We start from the raw sequence: 25,686 nt of genomic DNA, 5'->3' as shown, positions 1-25,686 counted from the left end.
CCCCTCGGGATGGGCGGGAACAAGTTATCTGACTAAAGTCAGGTAAATGAGCGACCTATCGAAGGACACCGCGACGCTGCGTTCGTTCAACATGGGCATCACCGAGCAGTTGGGCGTGCTGCACGATCGCTACCTGGATCTGCCGCGCCCGTACTCGCAGGCCAGGATCCTGTGGGAGGTCGGCCACGACACCGTCCGCGTGCGCGATCTGCGGGCGCGATTCGACCTCGATTCCGGCTACGCGAGTCGTCTGCTCGGGGCCCTCGCCGACGCCGGGGTCCTGCGGATCGAGCCCGATCCGGACGACGGGCGCGGGCGTGTGGTCACGCTCACCACGGCCGGTCGCGCCGAGTGCGACGCCCTGGAGAAGGCGTCGCAGGATCGGGCGGAGCGGATCCTGGGCGCACTGCCGGACCGTCAGCGCGGCGAACTGCTCGGCGCGATGGGCACGGTCACGCGCCTGCTCGATGCCGCCGCCGTCGGCATCGCCGTGGCCGATCCGGACTCGGAGGCGGTCCGCTTGTGTTTCGGCCGCTACTTCGCGGAAGTCGACGAGCGCCTCGACGTCGGCTTCGATCCGTCGGCGAGCACGCCCGCCGACGGCGACGACCTGCGGCCGCCCAACGGGACCGTCCTGATCGCGGATCTGCGCGGCACCGCGGTCGGCTGCGGCGCCGTCAAGCTTCACGACGGGGTCGCGGAGATCAAACGCATGTGGGTGTCCCCGGACGCGCGCGGTCTCGGGATCGCCCGTCGTCTGCTCGACGCTCTCGAGGCCTACGCCGCCGACCACGGCGCACGGCTGGTCCGGCTCGACACCAACGCCGCGCTCAATGAGGCCGTTGCGCTGTACGAGCGGTCGGGCTATCGGCGCATCCCGGCGTACAACGACAACGCCTACGCCACCCACTGGTTCGAGAAGGACCTCATGTCCTGGTTCGAGAAGGACCTCATGTCCAGGTTCGAGAAGGACCGCGCGTCCGCGGCGGACTGATCGCCCACCGCGGACGCGCGGGTCGCGGTCACGACTCCGACGCCGCGGTGGCCCCCGACTTCTCCGACTTGTCCGGCAGCGAGCCCTCGCCCTTGCCGGGATGCACGACGCCGAGTTCGAGGCCGCCGTTCGCCGACACCCGGACGGTGTCGTCGGGTTCCAGCTCGCCCGACAGCAGCAGTCCGGCGAGCCGGTTGTCGAGCTCCTTCTGGATGGTGCGCCGCAGCGGCCGCGCCCCGAACTCCGGCTGGTAGCCCTTCTCGGCGAGCCAGTCGACGGCGTCCTCGGTGATGTCGAGCTCCACCTTCTGGGCGTGCAGCTGGCGGCGGGTGCTGTCGAGGATCAGCTCGATGATCTGCCGCAGCTCGGTCTGGTCGAGCCGGTGGAACACGATGGTCTCGTCGATCCGGTTGAGGAACTCGGGCCGGAAATGCGACCGCAGCCGCTCCATCAGCGTCGGCACCAGATCCTCGACGTCCTCGCCCTTCGCCCCGAGGATCAGGTCGGAGCCGATGTTGCTGGTGAGGATCACGATGGTGTTCTTGAAGTCGACCGTGCGGCCCTGCGCGTCGGTGACCCGGCCGTCGTCGAGGAGCTGCAACAGGACGTTGAACACGTCCGGGTGCGCCTTCTCGACCTCGTCGAACAGCACTACCGAGTACGGCTGTCGCCGGACCTTGTCGGTGAGCTGCCCGGCCTCCTCGTAGCCGACGTAACCGGGTGGGGCGCCGACGAGTCGCGAGACGGTGTGCTTCTCCTGGAACTCGCTCATGTCGAACCGGATCATCCGGTCCTCGTCGCCGAACACCGCCTCCGCCAACGCCTTCGCCGTCTCGGTCTTGCCGACGCCGGTGGGGCCGAGGAACATGAACGACCCGATCGGGCGGTTCGGATCCGACAGCCCGGCGCGGGAGCGGCGCACCGCCTCGGCCACCGCGGTGACCGCCTCGGCCTGCCCGATCACCCGCTCGTGCAGGACATCCTCGAGCTTCATCAGCCGCTCGCGTTCCTCGGCCGTGAGGTCCGCGACCGGAATGCCGGTCTGCCGCGAGACGACGTGCGCGATGTCGAGGACCGTGACGTCCGGCGTGCTCTCCTCCGCCGTCTCGCCCAGCCGCTCCTCGGCCTCGGTGATCTGTGCCTTGAGCGCGTTGGCCCGCTCGTAGTCCTCCTGGCCGACCGCGGAATCCTTCTCCCGCTTGAGCCGCGACAGCTCCTCTTCCGCGGCGCGGGTGTCGAAATCGGGTGTGCGGGTGCGCAGCCGGACGCGGGCACCCGCCTGGTCCACGAGGTCGATCGCCTTGTCCGGCATGAACCGGTCGGTGATGTACCGGTCGGAGAGCTCGGCCGCCGCGACGAGGGCCTCGTCGGTGTAGTGCACCTGGTGGTGCGCCTCGTAGCTGTCGACCAGGCCGCGCAGGATCTCGATGGTGTCGTCCACGGACGGTTCCGCGACCAACACCGGCTGGAAGCGGCGCTCGAGCGCGGCGTCCTTCTCGATGTGCTTGCGGTACTCGTCGATCGTGGTCGCACCGATCGCGTGGAGCTCGCCGCGCGCCAACGCCGGCTTGAGGAGGTTGCCGGCATCCATCGCGCCCTCGCCGCCGGCCCCGGCGCCGACGATCGTGTGCAGCTCGTCGATGAACAGGACCAGCTCGTCCGAGTGCGCCTTGACCTCGTCGAGGATCTTCGTCAGCCGCTCCTCGAACTCGCCGCGGTACTTCGTGCCCGCGACCAGCGAGCCGACGTCGAGCGCGACGACGCGCCGGTCCGTGAGCGTCGACGGCACGTCGCCGTTGACGATCCGCTGCGCCAGTCCCTCGACGATCGCGGTCTTGCCGACGCCCGGATCACCGATCAGCACCGGATTGTTCTTGCGCCGCCGGGACAGGATCTCGATGGTCTGCTCGACCTCGTTGGCGCGGCCCACCACCGGGTCGATGTTGCCGGCCCGGGCCTCGGCGGTGAGGTCGCGGCCGTACTCGTCGAGCGTCGGTGTCGAACTCGGCGGCGCCGACGCCTTCTCGCCCTCGATGGTGGCGCCCAGCAGCGCCTTGCCGGCGGGGCTCTCCGAGTTCGCGGCGATGCCGATCAGGATGTGCTCGGGGCCGATGTAGCTGCTGCCGGCCTCGCTGGCCTGCTGCTGCGCGGTCCGCAGTGCGAGCTTCGCGGCCGGACTGAGGCTCGGCGCGCCGGGTGTCGTCTTGGGGGTGCCGTGCTTGTCCAGATGGGCCGCCATCTTGGCGGCCAACTCGTCCGGATCCAGGTTGATGCTGCTGAGCACGCCGCGGGTCGGATCATTCTGCGCCGCCGCGTACAGCAGGTGTTCGGGGGTGATCTCGGTGTTGCCCCATTCGCTCGCCGCATCCCGCGCGACGGCGATCAGTCGCCGAGCGTCGTCATTGAGCAGCCGACCCAGATCGACGCGTTGGACCGGGGGCTGAGACGACAACCCCGATCCGAAGAACCTCGCGAAAATGTCGTCGAAGGGGCTGTCCATGCGTCCCCAGCCTTCGGTCATGTCCTATCCTCCAAATCTCTGATTACAGCTATCTGGTTCGGACTCGTCCTTACTTCCCGGTGGACCACCCTCAACCTTGCGACCACCGCGGGTGAAAGTAAAGAGTCCTCCGCCCCAGTTCGCGGCACGTGCCGCCGACACCTGCCGAAAGGGTTTGTGCCGCATGGTGACCGCGCCTGTTCCCACCCAACACCCGTCCAGTACCCGCAACCCGAGGCTGCTGCGTGACGCGCAGGCCGGCGCGCTGGTCGAGGCGTTCGTCGTCATCGGAATCCTGACGATCCTGGTGACCCGCGCGTACCTGTACGCGACCGGATTCCCTCAGATCGGTGGCGCGACGCTGCACATCGCGCACGCGCTGTGGGGCGGACTCGGGATGGTGGTCGCGCTGGTGGTCGTCTTCTCGTTCCTGGGCGCCCTGCCGCGGATGGTCGCGGTGGTGGCCGGCGGTATCGGCTTCGGTCTGTTCCTGGACGAGGTCGGCAAATTCGTTACGCAGACAAACGATTACTTCTTCCAGCCCGCGGTCGCGATCATGTACGTGGTCGTCGTGGCGCTGCTGCTGGTCAACCGATGGATTCACGACGCCCGGCAGCAGACCACCGCCGAAGACCTCGTCAACGCCGCCAGCACCGCCGCGGACGGGCTGGTCCGCGGCCTCACGCCGCACCGCCAGGCCCAGGCTCGCCGGCAGTTGCGCCGGGCCGCGGCGTCCGGTGTCGACCCCGCGGCGATCGCGAGCGTCGAGGACCTGCTGTCCCGGTGTGCGCCGTGCCGGACCGGACGCCTCGACACCGTCGGCACGTGGCTCGGCGAGCGCCTGTCGCGGGTGTTCGACGGCACCCGTGCGCTGTGGATCGCCGCGATCGCGCTCGCCCTGTTCTCCACCGCCGGACTGGTCAACGCCGTCGTCACGCTCTCCGAGGACCTCGAGGGCGGCACCGGTACCGACATCACCACGATCGGCCAGATGTGCGGCTCGACCGCCGCGTTCGTGCTGTGTTGGGTCGCGATCGCCCGACTGCGGGGCGGTCGTATCTGGCCGGTCCGGATGCTGCGGGTCGCGGCGCTGGTGACGATCCTGCTGACGGAGGTCTTCAACTTCGTCGCCGAGGAGTTCGGGGCGCTCATCAACGTCGCGGTCGGGTTGAGTGCCCTCGTGGTCTTCTCGCGGCGCATCGCCGTGCTCGAGCGCGCCGAGGGGCGCGGCGAATTGTCCGAATGACGACCCGCGCGAACCAATCCCACCCACGGTCCACGCCTGGACGGCGTTCGTCGCCTACCGTAGACACCGTGAGCAACCCCGTCCCCGGTGCATCCCGGTCGTCCGCGAGCGCCCCGTCGCCTTGGCCTGCCGTTCTGACGTGGCGCGCCCACGCCGCGCCGCGGATGGAATCGGTGCGGGTGCAGTTGAGCGGAAGTCGGATCAAGGCCACCGGCCGCATCATCGGCGGCGAGTGCGCCGAGCATCCCGCGTTCAGCGCGTCCTACGACCTCGTCACCGACGAGAACGGTGTCACCCGGCGGCTGTCGCTGCGCACCGCGCTCGCGACGGGGGAGCGGCAGATGTCGATCAGCCGCGACGAGGAGGGCGTCTGGATGGTCGAGACCGGCACCACCCACCTGCGCTCCGGCTTCGCCGGCGCGAAGGACGTCGACGTCGTGCTCAGTCCGTTCTTCAACACCCTGCCGATCCGACGGTTCGGCCTGCAGCACGAGTCCGAGGACCTCCAGGTCCCCGTCGTCTACGTCAACCTGCCCGACCTCGCCGTGCAGGAGGCGTCCCTCACCTACAGCAGCGGCGCCGACGGCATCCACGTCCTCTCGCCGGTGTCGAGCTCGTCGATCACCGTCGATGAGGACGGCTTCGTCCTCGACTACCAGGGCCTGGCCGAGCGGATCTGAGCGGCCGGCCACCGGGGAACGGTCGACAGACCGCCCCTGCGAAAGTGATTGCTGCCGTGTTCGATCCGCCGACTTTCGGAGATCTCCACGTCCGCCCGCGACTACCGGATACCCCTACCCCGTAGCTGTCACGTTACTGTCGACGGCATGGCTTGCAACCGGTTCGCGAAGACAGTCACGGCCCTCGTCTGCGCTCTGGCGGGGGTAGCGCTCCTCGCCGGATGTGCCACCACCGAACGCAACGAACCGTCCACGACCGCGGCCGAAGAACTGCTCGCGGAACACGACCTCGACGGACTCGACGCCCGCGAGGTGATCGCTCGACTCGACACCATGCCGGTCGCCGATCGCCCCGCCGATCTGCTCGCCTCGGTCAAGCCCCGCACGGTCGAACTCTCCGACGGCAGCGGTGCCACGGCGTCCCTGGCGCTACCCGACGAGCAGTTCTACGTCTCGATCGCGCCCTACGCCGACCGGACTCACGAGTGCTTCTTCCACAGCCTCACCACCTGTCTCGGTGAGATGCCGAACGAGGACATCCGGGTCGAGGTCACCGACCGCGCAAGCGGCGCCGTGCTCGTCGACGAGACGGTCCGCACCAACGACAACGGGTTCCTGGGGCTCTGGCTGCCGCGAGCCGTCGACGCGACCATCACACTCGAAACCGGCGGCCGCACGACCACCTCGGCGATCTCCACGCACGACGACGACCCGACCTGCGTGACGACGCTGCAGCTCACCTGAGCCGCTGGCGCGGGGTCAGCTGCTCACCGCCAGTGCGCAGGCGAGGGCCGCGGATTCGGCCGGATGCGAGCCGTGCCCGCCCGCGGTGGTGGGCAGGCCGATCAGCTGGATGCCGACCGGCGCGCCGTCGTCGATCGTGACCGGCGCCGAGATCGCCGGGATGCCGAGCGCGTTGAACGGACTGCACATGCGCAGCAACGGGGTTCGGGCCACGGCGGGATCGGTCGAGAGCGCCTGTTCCTGGGTGACGGCACGCAGGGGAGTGGTGGCGGTGATCAGGGCATCCAGGCCCAGGTCGCCGCGCAGCCGTGAGAGCGCCTGGCGGCGAAGCCGTTCCACGGTCCGCAGCGCGTGCAGGTACTCGACGGCGGGGCGATCCTTCTGCGCCGCCAGCAGCGCGGCCGTCGGCGACTGGTAGCGCTCGGGGGCGGATTCGAACCAGGCCCGGTGCGTCTCGTACGCCTCGGAGCCGGTGACGATCGGGTAGGCGTCCAGGAACTGCTGCGTCTCGGGCAGTTCCACGTCCACCACCTCGGCGCCCGCGTCCACCAGGGACCGGCACGCGGCATCGACGGCCGCCTCGATGGCCGCGTCCGCGACGTCCCAGTTCTCCCCGCGCAGGCGCCCGACCCGCAGCCCCGCGACCGGGGTGCGGACGTGCGCGATACCGGGGATCGCGCCCCACGCGAGCGAGACGTCGAGGACGTCGGCGGCCAGCAGGCCCACGTGGTCGAACGTGGTCGACAGCGGGAACACACCGCCGGTCGGCAGCGCACCGAAGCTGGGCTTGAAGCCGACGACGCCGCACAGGGCGGCGGGAGTGCGTGCGCTGCAACCGGTGTCGGTGCCCAGCGCGAGCGGGACGACGCCCTTCGCGACCAGTGCCGCCGACCCGGACGACGACCCCCCGGTGATGAGCCCCGGATCGTGCGGGTGCGCCGCCGGGCCGGACGCGTTGACGGCACCCGTCGGACCGTAGGCGAACTCGTGCAGGTGCGTCTTGGCGACGACGATCGCGCCCGCCTCCCGCAGGCGCGTCACGATGCGGGCGTCGGACGCGGCGGGCGGGGCGTCGGCGAGGACGGCGCTGCCGCAGCGGGTCGGCATCCCGGCGACGTCGATGTTGTCCTTCACCGCGACCGTCACGCCGTGCAGCGGGCCGATCCAGTCGCCGGCGGCGATCGCGGCATCCGCGCGGGCGGCGGCGGCCAGGGCCGCCTCGTCGTCGCGCGCGGCCACCAGGTTCTCCCACGGCGTGCCCAGCAGGTCGTCGAGCGCGTCGAGCGTGGCCCGCACGTGCTCGGTGGCCGTCATCTCGTTCTTGGCGAGCAACTGGGCGACGTCTCGCAGCGTGGGCGTGCTCACGGCTTCAGCACCCCGCCACGGCGTCCGGCGTCGCGCATCCGTTCGAGCCAGTTCGCGGAGCCGGGTTCGATGTCGGTGATGGTCCAGCGCTCCCGCTGCTCGTAACGCAGCCGGGCGTCGTGCCCGGACTCCACCAACTCGGCGAGCGTGCCCCGCGCGGCGAGTTCGGTGCGCGCCCGGTGCAGGACGTCGAGGGTCTCGTCCACGGCGGTGAGCAGCGCGTCGCGGTTGCCCTCGCACATCGCGCGCACCAGCCCGGGCGCGCTGCCGGCGACGCGGGTCCCGTCCCGAAACGATCCGGCCGCCAGGCCCAGCGCCAGGTCGCCGCCGGCCGCGCCGGACAGCGCGAGCGCCTCGGCCAGGACGTGCGGCAGGTGCGAGATGCGGGCGACGGCGGCGTCGTGCTCGACGGACTCCGCCGGCACCACCACCGAGCCGCAGTCCAGCGCCAGCCGCGCCACCTGCGACCAGATCTGCGGGTCGACGCCGTCGTCGGCGCTGACCACCCACACCGCGTCGCGGAACAGGTCCGCGTCCCCGGCGTCCCACCCGGACTGCGACGTCCCCGCCATCGGATGACCGCCGACGAACCGGTCCTGCAGGCCGTGCCGGGCGACCGCAGCGACCACCTCGGCCTTGACGCTGACGACGTCGGTGATCGGGCAGCCGGGCGCGTGCTCGGCGATCGCGACGAGGGTCCCGTCGACGGCCGGCATCGGCACCGCAACCACGATCAGCGCGCCGGACCGCTCGGCGCGGCGCAGCACCGCGACCAGATCGGTGTCGGCGTCGAAGCCGTCCGCCCGGGCGGCGTCCACCGCCCCGGCCGACCGGTTCCAGCCCCAGCCGTCACGGCCCGCCGCCACCGCCGCGCGGAGCAGGGATCCGCCGATCAGACCCAGACCGAGAACACAGACTTCAGGTGCGGAAACGTCGTCAGCCACCCGAACAGGTTGGCACATTTGCCGCTGGACTTCTTATAGCGGCACCGCGCGGGCTACCGTTGCGCGCATGGGTGCACAGCGCGCGAACAACAACAGCGCCTCCGCGGGTTCGATCGAGGACTTGGACGGCTTCGGTATGGCTGTCGTCCGCGAGGAAGGCCGCTGGAAGTGCACGCCGCTGACCGGCGGTGCACTGACGAGTTTGCGGACCGCCGAGAAGGAACTGCTCGAGCTGCGTAGCTCCGGCGCCGTGTTCGGTCTGCTCGACGTCGACGAGGAGTTCTTCGTCATCGTCCGTCCCGCCCCGACCGGCACCCGCCTGCTGATCTCCGACGCCACGGCCGCCATCGACTACGACATCGCCGCGGACGTCCTCGAGTCGCTCAACATCGAGATCCCCGACATCGACCCCGACGAGCTCGACGACGTCGAACCGTGGGAGGAGGGCGACCTCGGTGTGCTCGCCGACCTGGGTCTGCCGGACGCCGTGCTCGGGGTGATCCTCGCCGAGCACGATCTGTACCCGGACGAGCAGCTCGCGATGGTCGCGCAGCGCTGCGGCTTCGAGACGGAGCTGTCGGCGGAGCTCGACAAGCTCTCGTCACGCTGACCGCGGGCAGCCCGGCGTGAGCCTCCAGGACGACGAGCGGATGATCCGTGTCGCCCTCGACGCGGCCGCCGCCGCATCGGACGCGGACGTGCCGGTGGGCGCCGTGGTGTTCGACGCGGACGGTGTGGAACTGGCGCGGGCGGCGAACGCCCGCGAGGCCGCCGGTGACCCCACCGCGCACGCCGAGATCCTCGCGCTGCGCGCCGCGGCCAAGGTGCACGGCGACGGCTGGCGGCTCGAGGGCGCGACCCTCGCGGTGACGCTGGAGCCGTGCACGATGTGCGCCGGCGCGCTGGTCCTCGCCCGCGTCAAACGGGTGGTGTTCGGCGCGTGGGAACCCAAGACCGGCGCGGTCGGTTCGCTGTGGGACGTGGTCCGTGACCGTCGCCTCACCCACCGTCCGGAGGTGCGCGCCGGCGTCCTCGAGGACGAGTGCGCGGGCCTGCTCGAAAGTTTCTTTCAGGACCAGCGCTGACGGTTCTACCTGCAGCGATGTGGGTGATTGCCGCCCACATGGGCGGAGTTTCTCGGCAGAGTTCCGCAGATCGTGGTCTGGTGGAGGCAGGTGCTCGTGTGGCACCGGGACCGCAAGGTTCACGCAGATTCACGGAGGAGTGCTCATGGGAATCGCAGACAAGGCTCAGAACAAAGCGCAGGACCTCGGGGGCAAGGCCAAGGAGACCGCCGGCAAGGCGACCGGCGACGAGGACCTCAAGAACGAGGGCAAGGGCGACCAGGTCGAATCCGCCGTCAAGGACGCCGCGGAGAAGGTCAAGGACGCCGCCTCCACCGCCAAGGACAAACTGACTGGAAAGTGACGCTGACCTGCCGATTTCAGGCTGAGCGTCGGCTCCGGTACAGTTCTCGGCGGTGGCGTGTCCGAGCGGCCGAAGGTGCAGCACTCGAAATGCTGTGTGCGGTAACCCCGCACCGAGGGTTCAAATCCCTCCGCCACCGCCAAAAGTCCCCCACCTGCTTATACAGGTGGGGGACTTTCTTTTGCGCACTCACTACTCCGAGGGAGAACTGTCGCCAGAGTCGTCGCGTCGGCCCCTGCATCGCTGTAGAAGGCCCGTGTAGGTGCCCAGGATGACCTCGGCGGAGGTCTGCCCGACATGTGAGCCCGAAGCGAGGGCGTTCCCTCTCGCGTCGATCGTCGGGGAGTAGGTCGCGCGCGGCGCTGATCTTGCGTTACTCGCTGCCAGATGCCTGGGCCGAACTCAGTTCGATACTGCCGGAACCGAATGGATCGCGGGCTGGAACGACATCGCCGAGATCTGTTATCGCGGACCAATTCGCTGCCACTTCGTCTACGGATGGTGGCTGCGTGAACGTCACGCCCTGATTCTGAAACTGTGCAACGCGGTACACTCGTCCACCACCAGCCACGAGCACGGCTGCGGTATCCGTGCAGTCCTTGTGGAGTAGATGCGCAACCACGGGAGCAACAAATTCCGGCGAAAGCTGGGAGAGTGCTTCAGCGGGTGCGATGTCTTCGGTCATCCTGGTTGCGGCAAGGGGTGCGATCGCGTTGGCGGTGATGTTGTACTTGGCGCCTTCGGCGGCAAGAGTGTTGACCAGTCCGATCAGACCGAGCTTCGCTGCGCTGTAGTTGGCCTGCCCGAAGTTTCCGAAGAGGCCGCTAGTGGAGGACGCCACGACAACACGTCCGAACTTCTGCTCGCGAAATAGATCCCATGCGGCACGGGTCACGAAGTACGCACCATAAAGGTGAACTTTGAGCACCGAGTCCCAGTTTTCGACGGCCATCTTGTGGAAGGCGCCGTCCCGAAGGATGCCGGCGTTGCTGACAATGCCGTGGACCGTACCGAACTCGTCCACGGCGGTCTTGATCAGTGCTTGCGCCCCCTCGGGCGTAGCAATGTTGTCGTAGTTCGGCACCGCGGAGCCGCCAGCAGCGCGGATCTCCTCGACAACACCGTCGGCCATCGCGGTTCCCGAGCCGGAACCGTCACGTGCACCGCCTAGATCGTTTACAACGATCCGGGCGCCCTGGTTGGCGAGGGTCAGGGCATACTCCCGCCCGAGTCCGCCGCCACCACCAGTGACTATGACGACACGTTCCTCGAATCCTGACATGCGATTCTCCTTGAGAAGTTGTATGAGTTGCTTTCCGGCCACGAAGAGTTGAAGTCTCGCCCTTCTGCAGGAGTGGCGACAAGAGTGGCGGAGGCGAATTCAAGTCCCGGCATCAGGCGATAAATCGTGCGATCACTTCGGCGACGCACGCTGGCTTTTCGGAACCCTCGATCTCAATTGTCGTGCGAAACTCGACCTGCACGTCCCGGTCTAGCCGCGAAACCTCGCCGACGCTCGATCGGGCGCGAATCCGGGCTCCGCTGCGAACCGGAGTTACGAAACGAACCTTGTTGAGCCCGTAGTTGATCGCCATGGTTACACCATTCACGCGGTACAGCCTCCTCCTGGAGGCGCGGCAGCATGGACAAGGTGAGGAAACCGTGTGCGATCGTGGCACCGAACGGACCGTCCTTCGCCCGGTCGGGATCAACGTGAATCCACTGGTGATCACCGGTAGCGTCGGCGAACTTCTGAACACGATCTTGGTCGACACGAACCCACGAGCTCACACCGAGTCCTGTGCCGCCGGCATTCGCCAATTCTTCGATTCCGTTGAAGACCTTCACTTTTCCTCCGGAGGCTGTGACGGGCGGTAGAAGGACCATGCACTCGGGGCCACCGCGCCGTATCTATGGTTTCCCGGCATCGAGGGCATCAGCGAGATAGTTCCCGGCCGATGACTTCCTTCATGACTTCAGTAGTGCCGCCGTATATCGTCTGAATTCGAGTGTCGAGGTAAGCCCTTGCGACCGGGTACTCCATCATGTACCCGTATCCGCCGTGCAACTGAATACATCTGTCCAGGATGGTCTTCTGTAGCTCACTCATGAACCATTTGCCTTTAGCGGCGTCAGTCGCAGTCAGCGTCCCGCTGTTGTAGGCCAGAACCGACTGGTCGATGAATGCGGTCGCCACATCGAGCTGGGTGGACATCTCCGCCAGTTCGAAGCGGACGTGCTGCAGATCTACCAAGGGTCTTCCGTAGGCGCGGCGCTGACGACAGTATTCCGCAGTTCGGTCGAAGATCGCACGTGCTGTCGCAATCGCCGACGCACTCACCCCGAGTCGTTCTCGCGGAAGGTGACTCATCAGGTGCTGTAGCCCTCGTCCCTCTTCGCCGAGGAGGTTCGCTGCGGGGATTCGGACATCTTCGAAGAACAGTTCGGCGGTGTCCTGACCAGGTAGACCCATTTTCTCGAGTTTGCGGCCACGCAGGAAGCCCGGCATGTCCCGTTCGACGACAAACAGGGTGAACCCCCGGGAGCCGGCATCGCGATCGGTGCATGCTGCGACGATCACGAGGTCTGCCATGATTCCGCTCGAGATGAACGTCTTCTGGCCGTTGAGGATCCAGTCCCCGCCGTCCCGACGGGCAGTGGTCTTGATGCCACGAAGGTCCGACCCGGCACCGGGCTCGGTCATCGCCAGTGCCCCGATGACGGTGCCGTCAGCGAATTGTGGAAGCCAGCGCCGGCGCTGTTCTTCCGTGGCCAAATCGAGTAGATAGTGAAGAACCAGGTCGTCCTGGAGTGACACTGTCACCCCGAACGATAGTGCGTTGACCTGCGCGACTTCCTCGCAAACAACCATGCGGTAGCGATAGTCCGATTCTCCGGAGCCGCCGTACTGCTCAGGGATCTGCAGGCCGTAGATGCCCGAATTGGCCGCGGCGGCATACACTTTGCGGTCGATGAGGCGGTCCAGGTCCCATTGATCCTTGTAGGGCTCGACCTCTCGCTCGAGGAACGCGCGAACGGTCTCGCGGTAGAGCTCGTGCTCATCGGTGTAATTCATGACCCGTTGCATACTCGATCATCCCTAACCGAGGCGCTCGATGATGGTGACGTTCGCTTGCCCGCCGCCCTCACAGATTGTCTGCAGGCCGTAGCGGCCCCCGGTGCGCTCCAACTCGTGGAGAAGCGTCGTCATCAAACGGGCCCCGGTAGCTCCGAGAGGGTGTCCGAGGGCGATGGCGCCACCGTTGACATTCACCTTCTCCGGATCAGCGTCGAGCTCCATCTGCCACGCCAGTACCACAGGAGCGAAGGCCTCGTTGATTTCGGTGACATCGATGTCACCCATCGACAGGCCAACCTTCTTCAATGCGAGCTGTGTCGCTGGAATCGGCGCGCTGAGCATCATCACCGGATCGGCGCCTCGCACCGTCATATGGTGGATACGGGCCCTCGGGGTGAAGCCGAAGCGCTTGACCGCGGCCTCGGAAGCGATCAGTAGTCCAGCCGAGCCATCCGAAATCTGGCTGGCGACCGCTGCAGTCAGAACACCACCCGGAGCGAGAGTTTCCAGCTGGGACATTTTGTCCGTAGTGGTGTCTCGCCGGGGTGCCTCGTCCGTTGCGACGCCCGCGAAAGGGACAATCTCACGGTCGAATCGTCCCTCGTCGATGGCGCGGATGGCGCGCTGGTGGCTGGTGAGAGCGAGTTTCTCGCACTCGGCTCGCGACAGGTTCCACTTCTCCGCCATCATCTCTGCGCCGCGGAACTGTGAAATCTCTTGGTCGCCGTAACGCGCGTGCCATCCCCGGCTGCCCGTCCATGGGTCCGGCGAGCCGAAGGGCTTGCCTGCAGGGAAAGCAGACAGGAGCGGGAACTGGCTCATCTTCTGAACACCACCGGCGATGACGAGATCTTGAGTGCCGCTCATAACTCCTTGCGCCGCGAAGTGAACGGCTTGCTGCGACGAGCCGCACTGACGGTCGAGGGTGACGCCGGGAACCGATTCAGGCAACCCGGCAGCGAGCGCGGCTGTCCGGGCGATGTCGCCGGCCTGCGCGCCGATGTTGTCCAGACAACCGAACACGACGTCATCGATCTCGGCCGGGTCGAAGTCATGACGGCCGACCAGGGTCGAAATCACATGGGCCGCCATATCGGCAGGGTGCTCCCCGGCGAATCCACCGTTACGTCGACCGATTGGCAGACGCAGGGCGTCAACGATGTAGGCCTCGGGCATTGTTCCTCCTTGTTGTGTCCCACCCGGGAAGCTCCGTCCAAGTGGGTCGAGCGGATGAGCTGTGAACTTGGGAAGAGCGGACGTCGACAGGTGCGGATCTGGCCCGGAGATGAGCGATCCCTTCTCGCGGGAGACATGACCGACGCCACGCGTGGGTCTAGCGAAGAACCTGTGGTTCTTTCCCTCCGAACCGCACTCTGAGAGCGTTCTTGTCGACCTTGCCGGAAGCGTTGCGAGGCAGGGTGTCTACGATCTCCAAGGCACGCGGTAGCTTGTAGCCCGCGAGATCGGAGCCGGCCGAAGCTCGAAGTGCCTCGATTGTGAGCTCTGAGCTGCCTTCTCTCAGAACGACAACAGCCACAGGGGCTTCTCCCCAGTGATCATGAGAACGTCCGATCACCGACACATCAGCGATGGCTGGGTGGTTTGCCAGAGCGTTCTCGACCTCGGCGCAGTAGATGTTCTCCCCGCCCGAGATGATCATGTCCTTGAGGCGGTCGACCACATACACGAACCCCTCGTCGTCGATACGAACCAGGTCGCCGGAATGGAACCATCCACCAGCAAACGCCTGTGCGGTAGCGTCCGGGTTGTTCCAGTAGTCGAGCATCATCCCGGGACCGCGGTAGACAATTTCACCCACCTCGCCAGGGGTGACGTCGTTCATTTCTGCATCGACGACGCGGGCCCACACTGTCGGGGCCGGCTTGCCTACCGAACCCAGTTTGCGCAGCGCGTCCGTGCCTTCCAAAAGGCATGTCACAGCTGACATCTCAGTCTGGCCGAACAGGGCGAGGCTCGATGCTCCTGGTAGGTTCGCATTCATTCTGCGGAGCAATGCGTCGGTGGCCGGCGCCCCGCCCCAGCCGCTCACCCGCAAGCTTGAGAGGTTTCGTGGGCGCTGCTCCTGCTCCTCGCAGATGGCCTGCCATTGAGTCGGCACCAGGAAGGTCGACGTCACTCTCTCACGCTCCACGAGGTCGAGGACCATCGCTGCATCGAATGAACCAGTCGGGAGGATGACAATCGTTGCGCCGATCATGATCGACGGGGCCACCGTGGCGATAGCCGCGATATGGAATAGCGGCGACGCGCAAAGGTTGACCTCGTCTCCGACTTCGAATCGAAATGCAGTCAGAACGATCGCCGACTGCGCGGAGAGGTTTCGGTGAGTCAACACGGCGCCCTTGGGGCGCCCTGTGGTCCCCGACGTGTACATGATCAGTGCGGGATCGTCCTCATCGACGTCGATAGCAGGCGCTGAGGGCCCCTCCTCGGAAAGCAAATCGGAGTACGACAGTCCAGAATCGACAACTGGTGAGTCCGGTTCCGGCACGAGCACCAACTGCACACTGTGGTCGGATCCCGCTGAGGCAGCGTGTCCGAGTGCCGCGGTGCCGTCGTCGACGAACAGCACGGACGCGCCGCTGTCATCAAGAATATAGGTTGCCTCAGGGGCCGTGAGCCGCGTGTTCAATGGGACCGCAATTGCTCCCAGCCGGTTGGTGGCAAGCAGGGTCTCGATGAGTTCGGGTCTGTTGCCCATCAACAGAGCGACTCGATCCCCATGTCCGACCCCTCTTCTCGCCAACGCATCGGAGAGTGCGACGACGCGCTCCTGAAGTGAGGCCCAGCTGATAGTTCTTTCGCCGAACTTGAGTGCAGCATGGTCGCTTCGATGTAACGCATGGCGGGCCGTGTAGTTGACCCAGTGCTGCCTGCGCGCGCCTGCCAGTTCGTCGTGCCTGTCCATGCGCTGCTCCTTAGGATGTGTCTGCCGAAAGCGGATGTGGATACGAGGGACATGTTCTTACGGAGCGCAAGAGCTGAGTGGGGGCCTGTCTGCATAGATCGGGTCGTCATTGCCGACGTCCCGCGTATTGCGAGGTCACCTGTCTTGCGACCGCGGCTGGGGATCCGAGGGGATCACCCAGAGGTGCGGACTGGTATCGCCTGACGGAGTGGGCAGTCGAGTTGCATCCCGCAGCAGAGCACTTGGAATCGCCATCGCTGCTACGGCCATGACGAATCCTCGGGTTTCGCTACGCGCTTCAACGAACGTACGCCGCAAACCGGGTGAATGGTAGCCCGAATTTACTGCGGGAGGAACACTTTCGGGCAGACTCTCGAGAGGACCTCTGAGTTCGGGTGCCCTGGGCCGGACCTTCATCGTGAGTGGGCAGGCCCTCCCACATCTCGTGATGTCTACTCGGGTGCCACGACGCTCGGTCTGGTGTCGGTGGATCGCACGGCAACCGAAACCAGGACTGGATCCGCTGCACGACAACCAATCACGGGGACGTGGTGCTTCCGGGATCGAGTGGCGGCAGTGTTCGCATCCACTCGGCCGGTCCAGCGCCGGCTGAGCGATGACTTCGGGTCTTTTGGGCAACACCCCTGGACGCACCGGGTGCAAGTGGGTATATTCCACCAAACGGACGGTAGAAATAATTTGAGGCCGGCGCTCGAGCCGGTCTGATTCGTCTTTGCAGCCGAGAGGATTGAACTATGGAGGACACTGATCCGCGGCCTCGTGTCATCACGCGAGGCAGAGATGTATTCGTCGTGGGGAATCGGTGCGCAACGTGTCGGTATCCCACGGCATCGACCGCGCCTAGGTGTCCCATCTGCGGAAATCCATTGGAGGTAGCCGAGTTCGGGCCAGAGGGCGAGATCTTCGCCTCGACCCGCATGCACATCGCCGTGCCGGGGTATACGCCGCCGTTTTCTCTCGCATATCTCGTGCTGGACGATGGCCCCCGGGTGCTGGTCCACACATCACCGGAGGAGCCCATACCTGCAGGAACACGGGCTCGATTGGTCGCCGTCACCGACCACGGCAATCCGCTCGCGCGAGCAGTGCACACGGGAGTGGGTGAATGAACGCATCGATTTACGGGGTCGGCACGTCGATGTTCGGCCGCCAACCCCACATGAGTGATGTCAGCCTGGTTCAGCGTGCCGTTCTCGAGGCATTTGAAGACGCCGAAATCGACAGGGTCGATGCTGTTTTCGCCGGAACGGTGTTCGGGGTGACGGGCACGATCCAGCGTTGCCTTCAGACCCTCGGCATCGTCGGTGTCCCGGTCGTCACTGTCGAGAATGCATGTGCCACCGGATCTACCGCTCTCTTCGAAGCGGTCCATGCGGTCGAATCGGGACGGTACGAGCATGTGCTGTGCCTCGGCGTAGAGACCATGACGACGCACTTCAACGGCCCAATCACCCCAGCTTACAACGATTCCGAGGGTGTAGCCGGACTCGCAATGCCCGGCATCTATGGTCTCGCCGCCAGTAGATACGGCCATTTGTACGACGTCGAACTCGACGATCTCGCCCTGGTGGCGGTCAAGAATCGCGCGCACGGTTCGTTGAATCCCCGCGCCCAACATGGACGACAAGTAACCGTCGAGGATGTCCTCGGCAGCCGGATGGTGGCAGAGCCCTTGACGCTGCTCCAATGCTGCGACATCTCTGATGCTGCCGCCGCGGCCGTCGTGGGGCCCAAACGAAACAGCAAGCGGGACATCAGTGTCCTATCCACCGTGCTGCAATCAGGAAACCTCTGGGATCACCGTTCGAATCACCCGTGGGGATTCGAACTGATGCAGTCCGTCGCTGAGGAAGCGTGGAAGAAGGCAGGACTCGGCCCCGGCGACATGGACCTCTTCGAAGTGCACGATGCCTTCACCATCGGCGAGGTGACGGCGACCGAGGCACTCGGACTCTCTCCGGTAGGCCAGGGCCTCGAATTGGTGAAGTCGGGCCACACGAAACTAGGCGGTCGCCAGCCGGTGAACCCATCCGGCGGACTCTTGAGCAGAGGGCACGCTCTCGGCGCCACAGGACTCGCACAGATCGCCGAAGCCGTATGGCAACTCCGAGACGAGGCCGGGGCACGTCAGGTCGACGGTGCCCGGACCGCGGCAGTGGAGACAATGGGTGGCGGCGCCGCAGGTATTGACGGAAATGGTTGCGTTATAACAATTTTGGGAGGATAAGGATTCATGGATCACGATATTCTGAGCCCGGAGAGGCTGGCGGACCCCTACCCGTACTTCGCCGAGATGCGGGTAAACTGCCCGGTGCACTGGAATGAGCAGTATCGGGCCTGGTTCGTGTACGGGTACGACGATGTGGTGGCATCCTTTCGGGACCCGGCTTTCTCGTCGGATCGTGTGCGGCCGGTGTTCAACGAGCGCCTGTCCGCCGAGCAGCGGGAGGCGAGGAAGGCCACCTACGACGTTCTCCAGCATTGGATGGTCTTCCTCGATCAGCCTGATCACACGCGGATCCGGAAGTTGGTGATGCCGGCTTTCACTCCGAAGGCGGTCGCCTCGATGCGACCGCGGGTTGAAAAGGTGGTCCAGGAAGCCGTGGACGCCATCGCCCATCCGGGCCCTCTGGATCTTGTGCATGATCTCGCGTATCCGATTCCTGCAGTCGTGATTGCCGAACTCATGGGAGTTCCCGCGCAGGATCGTGATCTGTTCAAGCAATGGTCGGATGAGATCGTCGTGCTCATTTTCGGCGCGAAATCGACCGCAGACAGGCACGAACGTGCCCAACGCGCACTGACAGAGCTGACCGATTACCTCCGGTCACACATTTCTCGACTCCGGGCGCAGCCCGGCGACAACCTGATCAGCCGCATCCTCGAATCCGGCGAGCAGGAACCACCTTTGACTGACGACGAGGTGGTGTCCACGTGTGCATTGCTCATCTTCGGCGGGCACGAGACGACGACCAACATGATCGCAAACGGGATGCGCGCCTTCCTGCAGAACCCCGACCAGTGGGAGTTGCTGAGGAATGACCCGGATTTGGCGCGATCAGCGGTCGAAGAGGTTCTCCGTTTCGACGGCGCTGCCAAGATGTCGATGCGCAGACTTGTGCAGGACGTCGAACTGCGTGGCCGTCACATGCGGGCGGGCGACACGGTCTACTTGGTACAAGCGTCCGCGAACCGCGACCCTGCAGTATTCGACAATCCCGATTCGTTCGACATCACCCGTGCGTCGAACCGGCATGTAGCTTTCGGCTTCGGCCTGCATCATTGCCTGGGCAATTTCCTTGCCCGCCTCGAAGGGCAGCTTGCATTCGAGGCCCTGGCGACCAGGTGCCCTGATCTCGCGATTGCCGACTCCGCGCAGCAGTGGCACCCGACTCTGATCAGCCGCGGCATGACGTCGTTCCCCGTCACCAATCGTTGAAAAGCCAGTAGCCGCGCAGCAGCCGTCCAGCACGTCAAGGTGGGGGTGTCGAGATTCGACACCCCCACCGTTTCGTCTTGGTGCTGTCGAAGCGATTCCCTATTGCCGCACGTCGAGAGGTTGGTCAAACCACGCGGATTGCTGGGCATATTCGAGCATCTGGAGTTGAGGAACCCGGAGTGGAGGCGACGTGCTGCGCGGTTGTACCGTGAATCCAGTCGGGCCCGGGGGTTCCGAGGCCTCGTTTGTGCGGTATCTGCGCAGCACGTTCACCACCTTGCGGTCGAGCGACTCGTGCGGTTCCCGGCGGGCGCGTTGCAGTAATAGATCGGCCACGGCCGTCGATGAGAGGGAACAGGATGGTCCAGAAAGCGGCCAAGCGGGGCCGTCCGCGCCGCGGACCGGACGCCGAACGAGTTAGGGAAGTGCTTGACGCCGCGGCCGACGCCTTCTTGGCGAACGGATACGACGCCACCAGCATGCAGGACGTTGCCGACGCGGTTGGCATCATGAAGGGCAGCCTGTACTACTACGTCGCATCCAAGGAAGACTTTCTCTTCCAGATCATCGAGCCGGCGTACGTGACAGCACTGCACGCAGTGGCACCGCTGGCCGAGGATCCCCGCGCACCACTCGACCGGTTGACGGATTTCGTCCACTCGCATGTTCAGTTCGTAGCCGCTAACTTGCGGACCTTCCGGATCAGGCTGCGTGAGTTCAGCCAGCTGTCGCCAAAGCGTCAGAAGCAACTGAGCAGGAGCGAGGACGAGTATTACGCCGTGCTCATGGGGATCTTGCATGACGGCGTCGACTCCGGTGACATCGACTCCGCAATCGACGTCAGGCTGTCCTCGGTGGCCATCATCGGCATGCTCAACAGCATGACCGAGTGGTACTCCGTCGGCGGCAAGTATTCGCCGCAAGAGCTCGCCTACCAGCTCGCCGGCATGGTGTTGACGTCACTGGGCTCCGACGCAGCGGTGCTGGCCACGGGAGGACCCGAAGCGCTACGCCGGAGCCCACGGAATCGGCTCCCGAGTCAGCCCGCGACCGAGGCCGAGGGCAAGGCGTAGAGCCGCTCGGCGATCCACGTGCGATAGTGCCCGCTACGGCGGGGCATGCAGATCGACACGACCCCGACCGGGCGACCCTCGCGGTAGTAGCCGACCGCACACTCGCCGCCCAGGTGGCCTTCGAGCACCTCGCAACAATCGGCGATCCCGGGTGACCCGAACGCGTCCACTCGGACCGTCCCCTGGTCCGACCAGAAGGACGGAAGTGGTTCGAAAGCCGGCAGTGTCTCTATCGGCGCCCCCGTCAGATCGTGCATGATCGTGCGGGCCGCCTGACGAGCGGTGTCTACCGCCATCTGCCAGTGCTCGAATCGACGCGGCACCGTGTCGAACAGTGTGTTGGGGAACCGCGCGACATCACCTACCCCCGCGGTCGCCGTAACGCCTCCCAGTCGAAGCCACGAATCACACACCACCCCATCGGTGGTATCGAGCCCGTTTCGTTCGAGCCAGTTCGCGTTTGGAGCCGAACCCACTGCTTCGACAACCACATCCGCCTTCAAGTGCAACCCGTCGTCGAGGACGACCCCCGACACTCGGTCGATGCCCTCGTAGCGCTGGACCGTTCTGCCCGGGTGGAAACGTATCCCTTCCGTGACGTGTCTCTGCTGAATCGCCTGACCCACCTCGCGGCCGAGCGGGCGGAGCATGGCGACCTCGTCGGCACAGACGACGTCGACCTCGCAGCCCTTCGCACGCGCAGCGGCGGCAACCTCACACCCGATGAATCCGGCACCGATGACGACCACACGCCGACCGGGCCCCAGTTCTCGGTGCACCGCTTGTGCGTCGTCGAGTGTCCGCAACGTGTGCCGTCCAAGGTCTGGTCCCGAGACCGACAACGTCCGGGGAGTCACACCGGTCGCCGCGACGAGCGCATCGAACTCGACGACCTGCCCGTCCGACAGGTGCAGCCGCCTCTCGGCCAGATCTGCCTTGGTGACCGAAATGCCGAGCCGCCAATCGACGTCGTCGTCCTCTAGCCGAGGACGTAGTCGCACACTGTCGAAGCTCCCACCATCCGACAAGATCTTCTTTGACAACGGTGGCCGCGTATACGGCATGCCCGCCTCGGATCCGATCACGATGACGGACTCTGTCCACCCCGCACTGCGGAGGGCCTCAGCGGTGCGGAGGCCCCCGAGCGATCCACCTACAACTGCCACGGTGCGCATATGCAGCCTCAATCGACGATCGTGATTGCTTGCATGGGGCACGCATCTGCAGCCGCCTCCACCGCTGCGCGCTGATCCTCGGCTGCATCACCTCGGTACTGCAGCTTGCCGTCGCCGTCGAGATCGAACACCTCCGGCGCAGCGAACACGCACTGCCCGTAGTGCTGGCACGAACTCATGTCGACGTTGACTCGCATGATTTCTCCTCTGATTCCAATCAATCCACCTACCGTTTGGTAGATAAAATAACACAGTGCTTGACATCACACTTCGTGTGCGTCCATATTTCTACCTACGGTTTGGTAGAAATAATTCACCGGAGGGTACGGCATGACCGACAGGCGAGACGAAGCTCAGCGACGCGCCCGCTCCACACGGTTCTGGGACGAGGCGCGCGAGACCATGCCGCGCCACGAACGCGACAAGCTGATCCTCGAACGGATCCAGCACCAGCTCCACTACGCGTACGAGAACCTGCCGTTCTATCGACGGCACTACGACAATCACGGATTCAAGCCCGCCGCCGTCCAGTCCTTGGCGGACTTCACCGCGAAGGTGCCGGTGATCACCAAGAAGATGCTGGTCGCGAATCAGCAGCAGTACCCGCCGTTCGGCGACTACCTCGGTGTCCCGCGCAATCAACTGGCCCGCATTCACGGTTCTTCGGGAACGACGGGGAAGCCGACGATGTATGGCGTCTCCCACGGCGACTGGGATCGGGCCCGAGAGGCGTCTGCCATGGCGCTGTGGAGCGCCGGCGTGAGGCCCGACGACGTCGTCCAGATCACCTTCCCCTTCGCGCTCTTCTTCGGCGGATGGGGAGTGCTACAAGCTACTGAACGGATCGGCGCGACGACCTTCCCGACGGGCTCGGTTGTCCCTACGGATCAGCAGATCAACCTCATGCACACCCTGGATTGCAGCGTCGTCGTAGGAACACCGTCCTACCTCGTGCATCTCGCCCAGCGCTCACGCGAACTCGGCCTCGACGTCCGTGACAGCAAAGTATCGCTGCTGATCGCCGGAGGCGAACCCGGCGCCAGCATTCCATCCGTTCGTGAACTGCTGATGCAATTGTGGGGGAACCCGCTGCTCGTCGATGCATCCGCCGGCTCGACATCCGAGATGTACCCGTTCCTGGCCAATATCGGATGCACCGAAGCTGACGGTGGCGTACACCTGTTCCAGGACGAGAACTACACCGAGGTCGTCGATCCAGATAACCCGTACATCTCGGTGCCCGCAGGAACATCCGGAGCCACGGTGGCAACGCATCTGTGGCGAGAGTCCCAGCCGATGATCCGATTCTGGATGGGCGACGAGGGGGTCATCGACGACACCCCGTGCCCGTGTGGACGCACCTACCCCCGTCTGCCTCGCGGCGTATTCGGCCGAGTCGACGACATGCTCATCATCCGGGGAGCCAACATCTACCCCACCGCTATCGAGGCCGCAGTCCGCAGCGTCGACGGCACCGGCGCCGAATTCCGCATCTTCGTCGAGCGCGAGAATGCACTCGACGAACTGCGCGTCGAGGTCGAGCATCACCCCGACTTGGACGCCGAGGACCTCGAGCAGCTGCGCGTGTCGCTCGAGGCCGCAATCAAACTGTCGACTCAGATCAGGGTGCCGGTGCGCGTAGTCGCTCCCGGAACCCATGAACTGCAGACCTTCAAATCCCGCAGGGTCGTCGACAATCGGCCGAAGGCTTGACGTGTTTGAACAGTCGTCTTCCGTGCGCTCTCGGAACCATGCAGCGGGATCGTTGGCGCAGAGTCTCCGGGAACTGATCGACGAGGTCGTCTGCACCGATGCTCCAACGGAGGTGATCGATCAAGCAACATCATCGATCCGCGAGGCACTTGCCAAGCTCGACGGATTTCGACGTCCGGCTGATCGAATCGAATCCGACGACGCTCTGAGACCGGGGGTGCCCGTGAACAGCGCCGCTATGGGGAGCACCAATCCGCTCGCGCCACAAGTCGAGATCGAGACGACGGCCGAGGAAGTGATCGCCCATTTCATCCTCAGGCAGGCTTACGAGGGACTTCCCGGATTCGCACATGGCGGCGTCACGTCACTGCTCTTCGACGAACTTCTCGGGCGCGCGGTTGAGGCAGGCGGCCGATGGGGGATGACCGTGGATCTCACTGTCGAGTACCTCGAGCCTGTTCCGCTCCAAACACCGCTGGTGATGCGTGGAAGGATCGGCACACTGGGCAAGCGGAGTACTACTGCGTTCGGGACGCTGGGCCCAGCCGACGATCTGACGATCACGTATGCAAAGGCGCGCGGGGCATTCGTTCAGCCGCGAGTCCATGTGCTGAGGACGTACTTCGCTGGGCTGACTGACACTAGAGGGCGCTCGGTGACAGATATCTTCGATACCTGAGTTGTCCGATGACGCCGAATCATTCGATGTGGCGCGACATGCCCGAGGGCCAGTCTTCGAGGAACTGGACTTCGGGCATGTCTGCGATGAGTTCGGCCGGCCTCGTCGTCGGCTGTGGCCGAAATTCTTCCGCCGAGAACGAGATCGGGGACACGGCCTCCATCGACTGCACGGTACTCGGCGACGCGTATACGCGAATCGGCACCGCCACAGACCCGTTCGCGCCTTCCGCCGGAGCGCGCTGAGATCGGCTGCGACGCGGTGTGTCAGCATGGTGCGCGGTCGACGCGGCCGTCGCACGACGAACAGGAACGGTGGGGGCACGCACGATGCTGGAAGTGGTCAAGGGTTCGAAGACCGACCTGGCCGAGGATCGGTACACGGTCCGCTTGACCACGGCAGGTCAGCCGGGGATGGTCGACATCGCCGCGGTGCTGCTCGCCGACGACGGCAAGGTGCGTTCCGACGACGACTTCGTCTTCTTCAACAACCCGACGGCGCCGGGTGTCGCGCTCACCGCGGACGACAGCGTCTCGGTCGACCTGACCACGGTGCCGGCGGACATCCATCGGGTCCTGCTCACCGCCAGCACGGAAGCCCAGGGCATCGACTTCGGTGCGGTCACGGGTCTCTCGGTCGAGGTGCACGGTACGTCCCAGCGGCTCCGCTTCACGCCGTCGAGTCTGTCCACGGAGACGGTGCTGCAGGTCGTCGCGCTGTACCGGCGGGGAACCGGTTGGCGGATGGACGCGATCGGGCAGGGCTACAGCCATGGCCTGGCGGCGCTGGCCGGTGAGCACGGCATCGACGTCGACGATCCCGGGACGCCGGCCGACGCCACCTCGGCGCCTGCGTCGCCGTCCGCGCCGCCCACTCCGGAGATCGCGGCGCCCGCCGCGGCCGCGGCACCACCGATCTCCTTCGAGAAGGTGAAGGTGGCGCTCACCAAGGAGTCGCCCGATCGGACCGCGCGGATCGACCTGAGGAAGGGGCAGGGGGATCCGAACTGGGTCCTGACCGTCGGCCTCGAATGGGACGGGCGCGGCGCCACCTACGACCGCAACGGCAAAGTGAAGAAGTACGGCACCGGGGACCTCGACGTGTACTTCTTCTGCCGCAACGAGGACACCGACGAGTACGTCGTCATCAGCGGCGACAAGGGGCACCGGGGGAGCCTCGAGCACTGGCCGTTCATCCACCACTACGGGGACAGCCAGGGCCCGGGCAAGGGCAAGAAGCCGGCCGTCGAGCAGGTGCGGGTGCTGCCCAACGAGAACGGCGACCTGCTGGTCAACATCTATCAGAGCGTCGACAACGGGGCGGGCGCCCTGGACACCTTCGGTAATCCGCGCGTGGCGATCCGCTACGGCCGCGCCGGCAAGGACGGGCTGCCCGGCCCGGACGCGGACGAGATCCTCGTCGACGTGGGCAACAGCAAGAACTCGTTCTGGGCGACGGTCGCGCACATCGACGTGCAGGACGGGGTGCTCACCGTCGACGGCGAGACGCGCTACAGCCGCATCGGCAGCGAACGGATGCCCGGCCTGGACTCGAAGGGCAAGTGGGTGCGCAAGCCGTCCGGTGGTCCCACCGGGCGCAGCAAGAAGCGCAACGGCGGTCTCGGGCTGGACAAGTACAGCGGGAGGTGCCCGGCCTGATCCGGACGGTCGCGCCGGG

Annotated in this window: 23 protein-coding genes, 1 tRNA gene and 1 pseudogene; 14 read left to right on the top strand and 11 right to left on the bottom strand. The window is 65.7% G+C overall.

Annotation, left to right across the window (positions count from 1 at the left end; genetic code table 11):
* The first annotated feature begins 46 nt into the window (after positions 1-46).
* Positions 47-994, top strand: a complete 948-nt coding sequence (locus J2X34_RS18045; RefSeq protein ID WP_429518775.1) for a GNAT family N-acetyltransferase — start codon at positions 47-49, stop codon at positions 992-994.
* A 28-nt stretch (positions 995-1,022) separates the two neighbouring features.
* On the opposite strand, the gene J2X34_RS18040 is transcribed toward J2X34_RS18045, so the two are convergent.
* Entirely contained in the window at positions 1,023-3,515 is a 2,493-nt protein-coding gene (locus J2X34_RS18040) for an ATP-dependent Clp protease ATP-binding subunit (protein WP_114723813.1), read from the bottom strand.
* A gap of 163 nt (positions 3,516-3,678) precedes the next feature.
* On the opposite strand from J2X34_RS18040, the gene J2X34_RS18035 reads away from it, so the two are divergent.
* From J2X34_RS18035 to J2X34_RS18025, 3 genes are all read left to right on the top strand, one after another.
* Entirely contained in the window at positions 3,679-4,740 is a 1,062-nt protein-coding gene (locus tag J2X34_RS18035; RefSeq protein ID WP_429518769.1) for a hypothetical protein, read from the top strand.
* Between the two features lie 68 nt (positions 4,741-4,808).
* Complete coding sequence (locus J2X34_RS18030) at positions 4,809-5,420, top strand: putative glycolipid-binding domain-containing protein (protein WP_114723815.1); 612 nt, start codon at positions 4,809-4,811, stop codon at positions 5,418-5,420.
* A gap of 147 nt (positions 5,421-5,567) precedes the next feature.
* Positions 5,568-6,164: a CueP family metal-binding protein gene (locus J2X34_RS18025; protein WP_114723816.1), complete on the top strand. Its 597-nt coding sequence runs from the start codon at positions 5,568-5,570 to the stop codon at positions 6,162-6,164.
* Between the two features lie 15 nt (positions 6,165-6,179).
* Here J2X34_RS18025 and J2X34_RS18020 read toward each other — a convergent pair whose 3' ends face one another.
* Both J2X34_RS18020 and J2X34_RS18015 read right to left on the bottom strand, forming a co-directional pair.
* Positions 6,180-7,529, bottom strand: coding sequence for an amidase (locus J2X34_RS18020; protein ID WP_181818920.1), 1,350 nt, complete (start codon positions 7,527-7,529; stop codon positions 6,180-6,182).
* Positions 7,526-8,491: a prephenate dehydrogenase gene (locus tag J2X34_RS18015; RefSeq protein ID WP_114723817.1), complete on the bottom strand. Its 966-nt coding sequence runs from the start codon at positions 8,489-8,491 to the stop codon at positions 7,526-7,528. Before J2X34_RS18015 ends, J2X34_RS18020 begins: the two co-directional genes overlap by 4 nt.
* Before the next feature lie 49 nt (positions 8,492-8,540).
* Here J2X34_RS18015 and J2X34_RS18010 point away from each other — a divergent pair, with 49 nt between their 5' ends.
* From J2X34_RS18010 to J2X34_RS17995, 4 genes are all read left to right on the top strand, one after another.
* Positions 8,541-9,083 (top strand): tRNA adenosine deaminase-associated protein, encoded by a 543-nt coding sequence (locus J2X34_RS18010; RefSeq protein ID WP_114723818.1) that lies wholly within the window; start codon positions 8,541-8,543, stop codon positions 9,081-9,083.
* 16 nt (positions 9,084-9,099) lie between these two features.
* Complete coding sequence (locus J2X34_RS18005; RefSeq protein ID WP_114723819.1) at positions 9,100-9,558, top strand: nucleoside deaminase; 459 nt, start codon at positions 9,100-9,102, stop codon at positions 9,556-9,558.
* Positions 9,559-9,703: 145 nt separating this feature from the next.
* Entirely contained in the window at positions 9,704-9,901 is a 198-nt protein-coding gene (locus J2X34_RS18000) for a CsbD family protein (protein WP_114723820.1), read from the top strand.
* Positions 9,902-9,952: 51 nt separating this feature from the next.
* Positions 9,953-10,043: transfer RNA gene (locus tag J2X34_RS17995), tRNA-Ser, on the top strand.
* A 231-nt stretch (positions 10,044-10,274) separates the two neighbouring features.
* Here the strand turns inward: J2X34_RS17995 and J2X34_RS17990 are convergent.
* From J2X34_RS17990 to J2X34_RS17970, 5 genes and pseudogenes are all read right to left on the bottom strand, one after another.
* Entirely contained in the window at positions 10,275-11,183 is a 909-nt protein-coding gene (locus J2X34_RS17990; RefSeq protein WP_429518765.1) for an SDR family NAD(P)-dependent oxidoreductase, read from the bottom strand.
* Positions 11,184-11,295: 112 nt separating this feature from the next.
* Positions 11,296-11,749 (bottom strand): annotated as a pseudogene (locus J2X34_RS17985) (MaoC family dehydratase).
* 88 nt (positions 11,750-11,837) lie between these two features.
* The gene (locus tag J2X34_RS17980; RefSeq protein ID WP_429518763.1) at positions 11,838-12,989 is read right to left on the bottom strand and encodes an acyl-CoA dehydrogenase family protein; all 1,152 of its coding nucleotides are present in this window, start codon (positions 12,987-12,989) and stop codon (positions 11,838-11,840) included.
* 12 nt (positions 12,990-13,001) lie between these two features.
* Positions 13,002-14,156 (bottom strand): acetyl-CoA C-acetyltransferase, encoded by a 1,155-nt coding sequence (locus J2X34_RS17975; protein ID WP_429518761.1) that lies wholly within the window; start codon positions 14,154-14,156, stop codon positions 13,002-13,004.
* 157 nt (positions 14,157-14,313) lie between these two features.
* Positions 14,314-15,909 carry a long-chain-fatty-acid--CoA ligase gene (locus J2X34_RS17970; RefSeq protein WP_429518759.1) on the bottom strand — a complete coding sequence of 532 codons (1,596 nt, stop codon included), beginning with the start codon at positions 15,907-15,909 and terminating at the stop codon, positions 14,314-14,316.
* Positions 15,910-17,035: 1,126 nt separating this feature from the next.
* On the opposite strand from J2X34_RS17970, the gene J2X34_RS17965 reads away from it, so the two are divergent.
* The 3 genes from J2X34_RS17965 (at position 17,036) to J2X34_RS17955 (ending at position 20,442) form a co-directional block, all read left to right on the top strand.
* Positions 17,036-18,157, top strand: a complete 1,122-nt coding sequence (locus J2X34_RS17965; RefSeq protein ID WP_429518757.1) for a thiolase family protein — start codon at positions 17,036-17,038, stop codon at positions 18,155-18,157.
* Positions 18,158-18,163: 6 nt separating this feature from the next.
* A complete protein-coding gene (locus J2X34_RS17960) occupies positions 18,164-19,369 on the top strand; it encodes a cytochrome P450 (protein ID WP_429518755.1) in 1,206 nt (401 codons plus the stop codon).
* Positions 19,370-19,794: 425 nt separating this feature from the next.
* Positions 19,795-20,442, top strand: a complete 648-nt coding sequence (locus J2X34_RS17955) for a TetR family transcriptional regulator (protein ID WP_429518753.1) — start codon at positions 19,795-19,797, stop codon at positions 20,440-20,442.
* Here the strand turns inward: J2X34_RS17955 and J2X34_RS17950 are convergent.
* Entirely contained in the window at positions 20,409-21,617 is a 1,209-nt protein-coding gene (locus J2X34_RS17950) for an NAD(P)/FAD-dependent oxidoreductase (RefSeq protein ID WP_429518751.1), read from the bottom strand. The two genes, J2X34_RS17955 and J2X34_RS17950, sit on opposite strands and share 34 nt — an antisense overlap.
* A gap of 8 nt (positions 21,618-21,625) precedes the next feature.
* Complete coding sequence (locus J2X34_RS17945) at positions 21,626-21,814, bottom strand: ferredoxin (protein WP_429518749.1); 189 nt, start codon at positions 21,812-21,814, stop codon at positions 21,626-21,628.
* Between the two features lie 133 nt (positions 21,815-21,947).
* Here J2X34_RS17945 and J2X34_RS17940 point away from each other — a divergent pair, with 133 nt between their 5' ends.
* On the top strand, positions 21,948-23,330 hold the full coding sequence (locus J2X34_RS17940; protein ID WP_429518747.1) for a phenylacetate--CoA ligase family protein: 1,383 nt from the start codon (positions 21,948-21,950) through the stop codon (positions 23,328-23,330).
* A 52-nt stretch (positions 23,331-23,382) separates the two neighbouring features.
* Positions 23,383-24,009 (top strand): PaaI family thioesterase, encoded by a 627-nt coding sequence (locus J2X34_RS17935; RefSeq protein WP_429518745.1) that lies wholly within the window; start codon positions 23,383-23,385, stop codon positions 24,007-24,009.
* A gap of 19 nt (positions 24,010-24,028) precedes the next feature.
* Here the strand turns inward: J2X34_RS17935 and J2X34_RS17930 are convergent, their stop codons facing one another.
* Positions 24,029-24,172, bottom strand: coding sequence for a hypothetical protein (locus J2X34_RS17930; protein WP_429518743.1), 144 nt, complete (start codon positions 24,170-24,172; stop codon positions 24,029-24,031).
* 166 nt (positions 24,173-24,338) lie between these two features.
* Here J2X34_RS17930 and J2X34_RS17925 point away from each other — a divergent pair, with 166 nt between their 5' ends.
* Complete coding sequence (locus J2X34_RS17925) at positions 24,339-25,667, top strand: TerD family protein (RefSeq protein WP_429519028.1); 1,329 nt, start codon at positions 24,339-24,341, stop codon at positions 25,665-25,667.
* Positions 25,668-25,686: the final 19 nt, after the last annotated feature.

The organism is Rhodococcus sp. BE178 (assembly GCF_050433545.1).
Classification (GTDB): domain Bacteria; phylum Actinomycetota; class Actinomycetes; order Mycobacteriales; family Mycobacteriaceae; genus Prescottella.
Note: the sequence above shows the minus strand (reverse complement) of the source record. Positions and strands in the feature narration are given on the sequence as shown.

Bases quoted from the DNA above. Each gene is read 5' to 3' on its own strand.
- J2X34_RS17930 (WP_429518743.1), bottom strand. From the start codon at position 24,172: ATGGAGGCCGTGTCCCCGATCTCGTTCTCGGCGGAAGAATTTCGGCCA.
- J2X34_RS18040 (WP_114723813.1), bottom strand. From the start codon at position 3,515: ATGACCGAAGGCTGGGGACGCATGGACAGCCCCTTCGACGACATTTTC.
- J2X34_RS18000 (WP_114723820.1), top strand. From the start codon at position 9,704: ATGGGAATCGCAGACAAGGCTCAGAACAAAGCGCAGGACCTCGGGGGC.
- J2X34_RS17965 (WP_429518757.1), top strand. From the start codon at position 17,036: ATGAACGCATCGATTTACGGGGTCGGCACGTCGATGTTCGGCCGCCAA.
- J2X34_RS18010 (WP_114723818.1), top strand. From the start codon at position 8,541: ATGGGTGCACAGCGCGCGAACAACAACAGCGCCTCCGCGGGTTCGATC.
- J2X34_RS17945 (WP_429518749.1), bottom strand. From the start codon at position 21,814: ATGCGAGTCAACGTCGACATGAGTTCGTGCCAGCACTACGGGCAGTGC.
- J2X34_RS18035 (WP_429518769.1), top strand. From the start codon at position 3,679: ATGGTGACCGCGCCTGTTCCCACCCAACACCCGTCCAGTACCCGCAAC.
- J2X34_RS17970 (WP_429518759.1), bottom strand. From the start codon at position 15,909: ATGGACAGGCACGACGAACTGGCAGGCGCGCGCAGGCAGCACTGGGTC.
- J2X34_RS18015 (WP_114723817.1), bottom strand. From the start codon at position 8,491: ATGTGCCAACCTGTTCGGGTGGCTGACGACGTTTCCGCACCTGAAGTC.
- J2X34_RS18025 (WP_114723816.1), top strand. From the start codon at position 5,568: ATGGCTTGCAACCGGTTCGCGAAGACAGTCACGGCCCTCGTCTGCGCT.
- J2X34_RS17940 (WP_429518747.1), top strand. From the start codon at position 21,948: ATGACCGACAGGCGAGACGAAGCTCAGCGACGCGCCCGCTCCACACGG.
- J2X34_RS18045 (WP_429518775.1), top strand. From the start codon at position 47: ATGAGCGACCTATCGAAGGACACCGCGACGCTGCGTTCGTTCAACATG.
- J2X34_RS17990 (WP_429518765.1), bottom strand. From the start codon at position 11,183: ATGTCAGGATTCGAGGAACGTGTCGTCATAGTCACTGGTGGTGGCGGC.
- J2X34_RS17925 (WP_429519028.1), top strand. From the start codon at position 24,339: ATGCTGGAAGTGGTCAAGGGTTCGAAGACCGACCTGGCCGAGGATCGG.
- J2X34_RS17950 (WP_429518751.1), bottom strand. From the start codon at position 21,617: ATGCGCACCGTGGCAGTTGTAGGTGGATCGCTCGGGGGCCTCCGCACC.
- J2X34_RS17980 (WP_429518763.1), bottom strand. From the start codon at position 12,989: ATGCAACGGGTCATGAATTACACCGATGAGCACGAGCTCTACCGCGAG.
- J2X34_RS17960 (WP_429518755.1), top strand. From the start codon at position 18,164: ATGGATCACGATATTCTGAGCCCGGAGAGGCTGGCGGACCCCTACCCG.
- J2X34_RS17975 (WP_429518761.1), bottom strand. From the start codon at position 14,156: ATGCCCGAGGCCTACATCGTTGACGCCCTGCGTCTGCCAATCGGTCGA.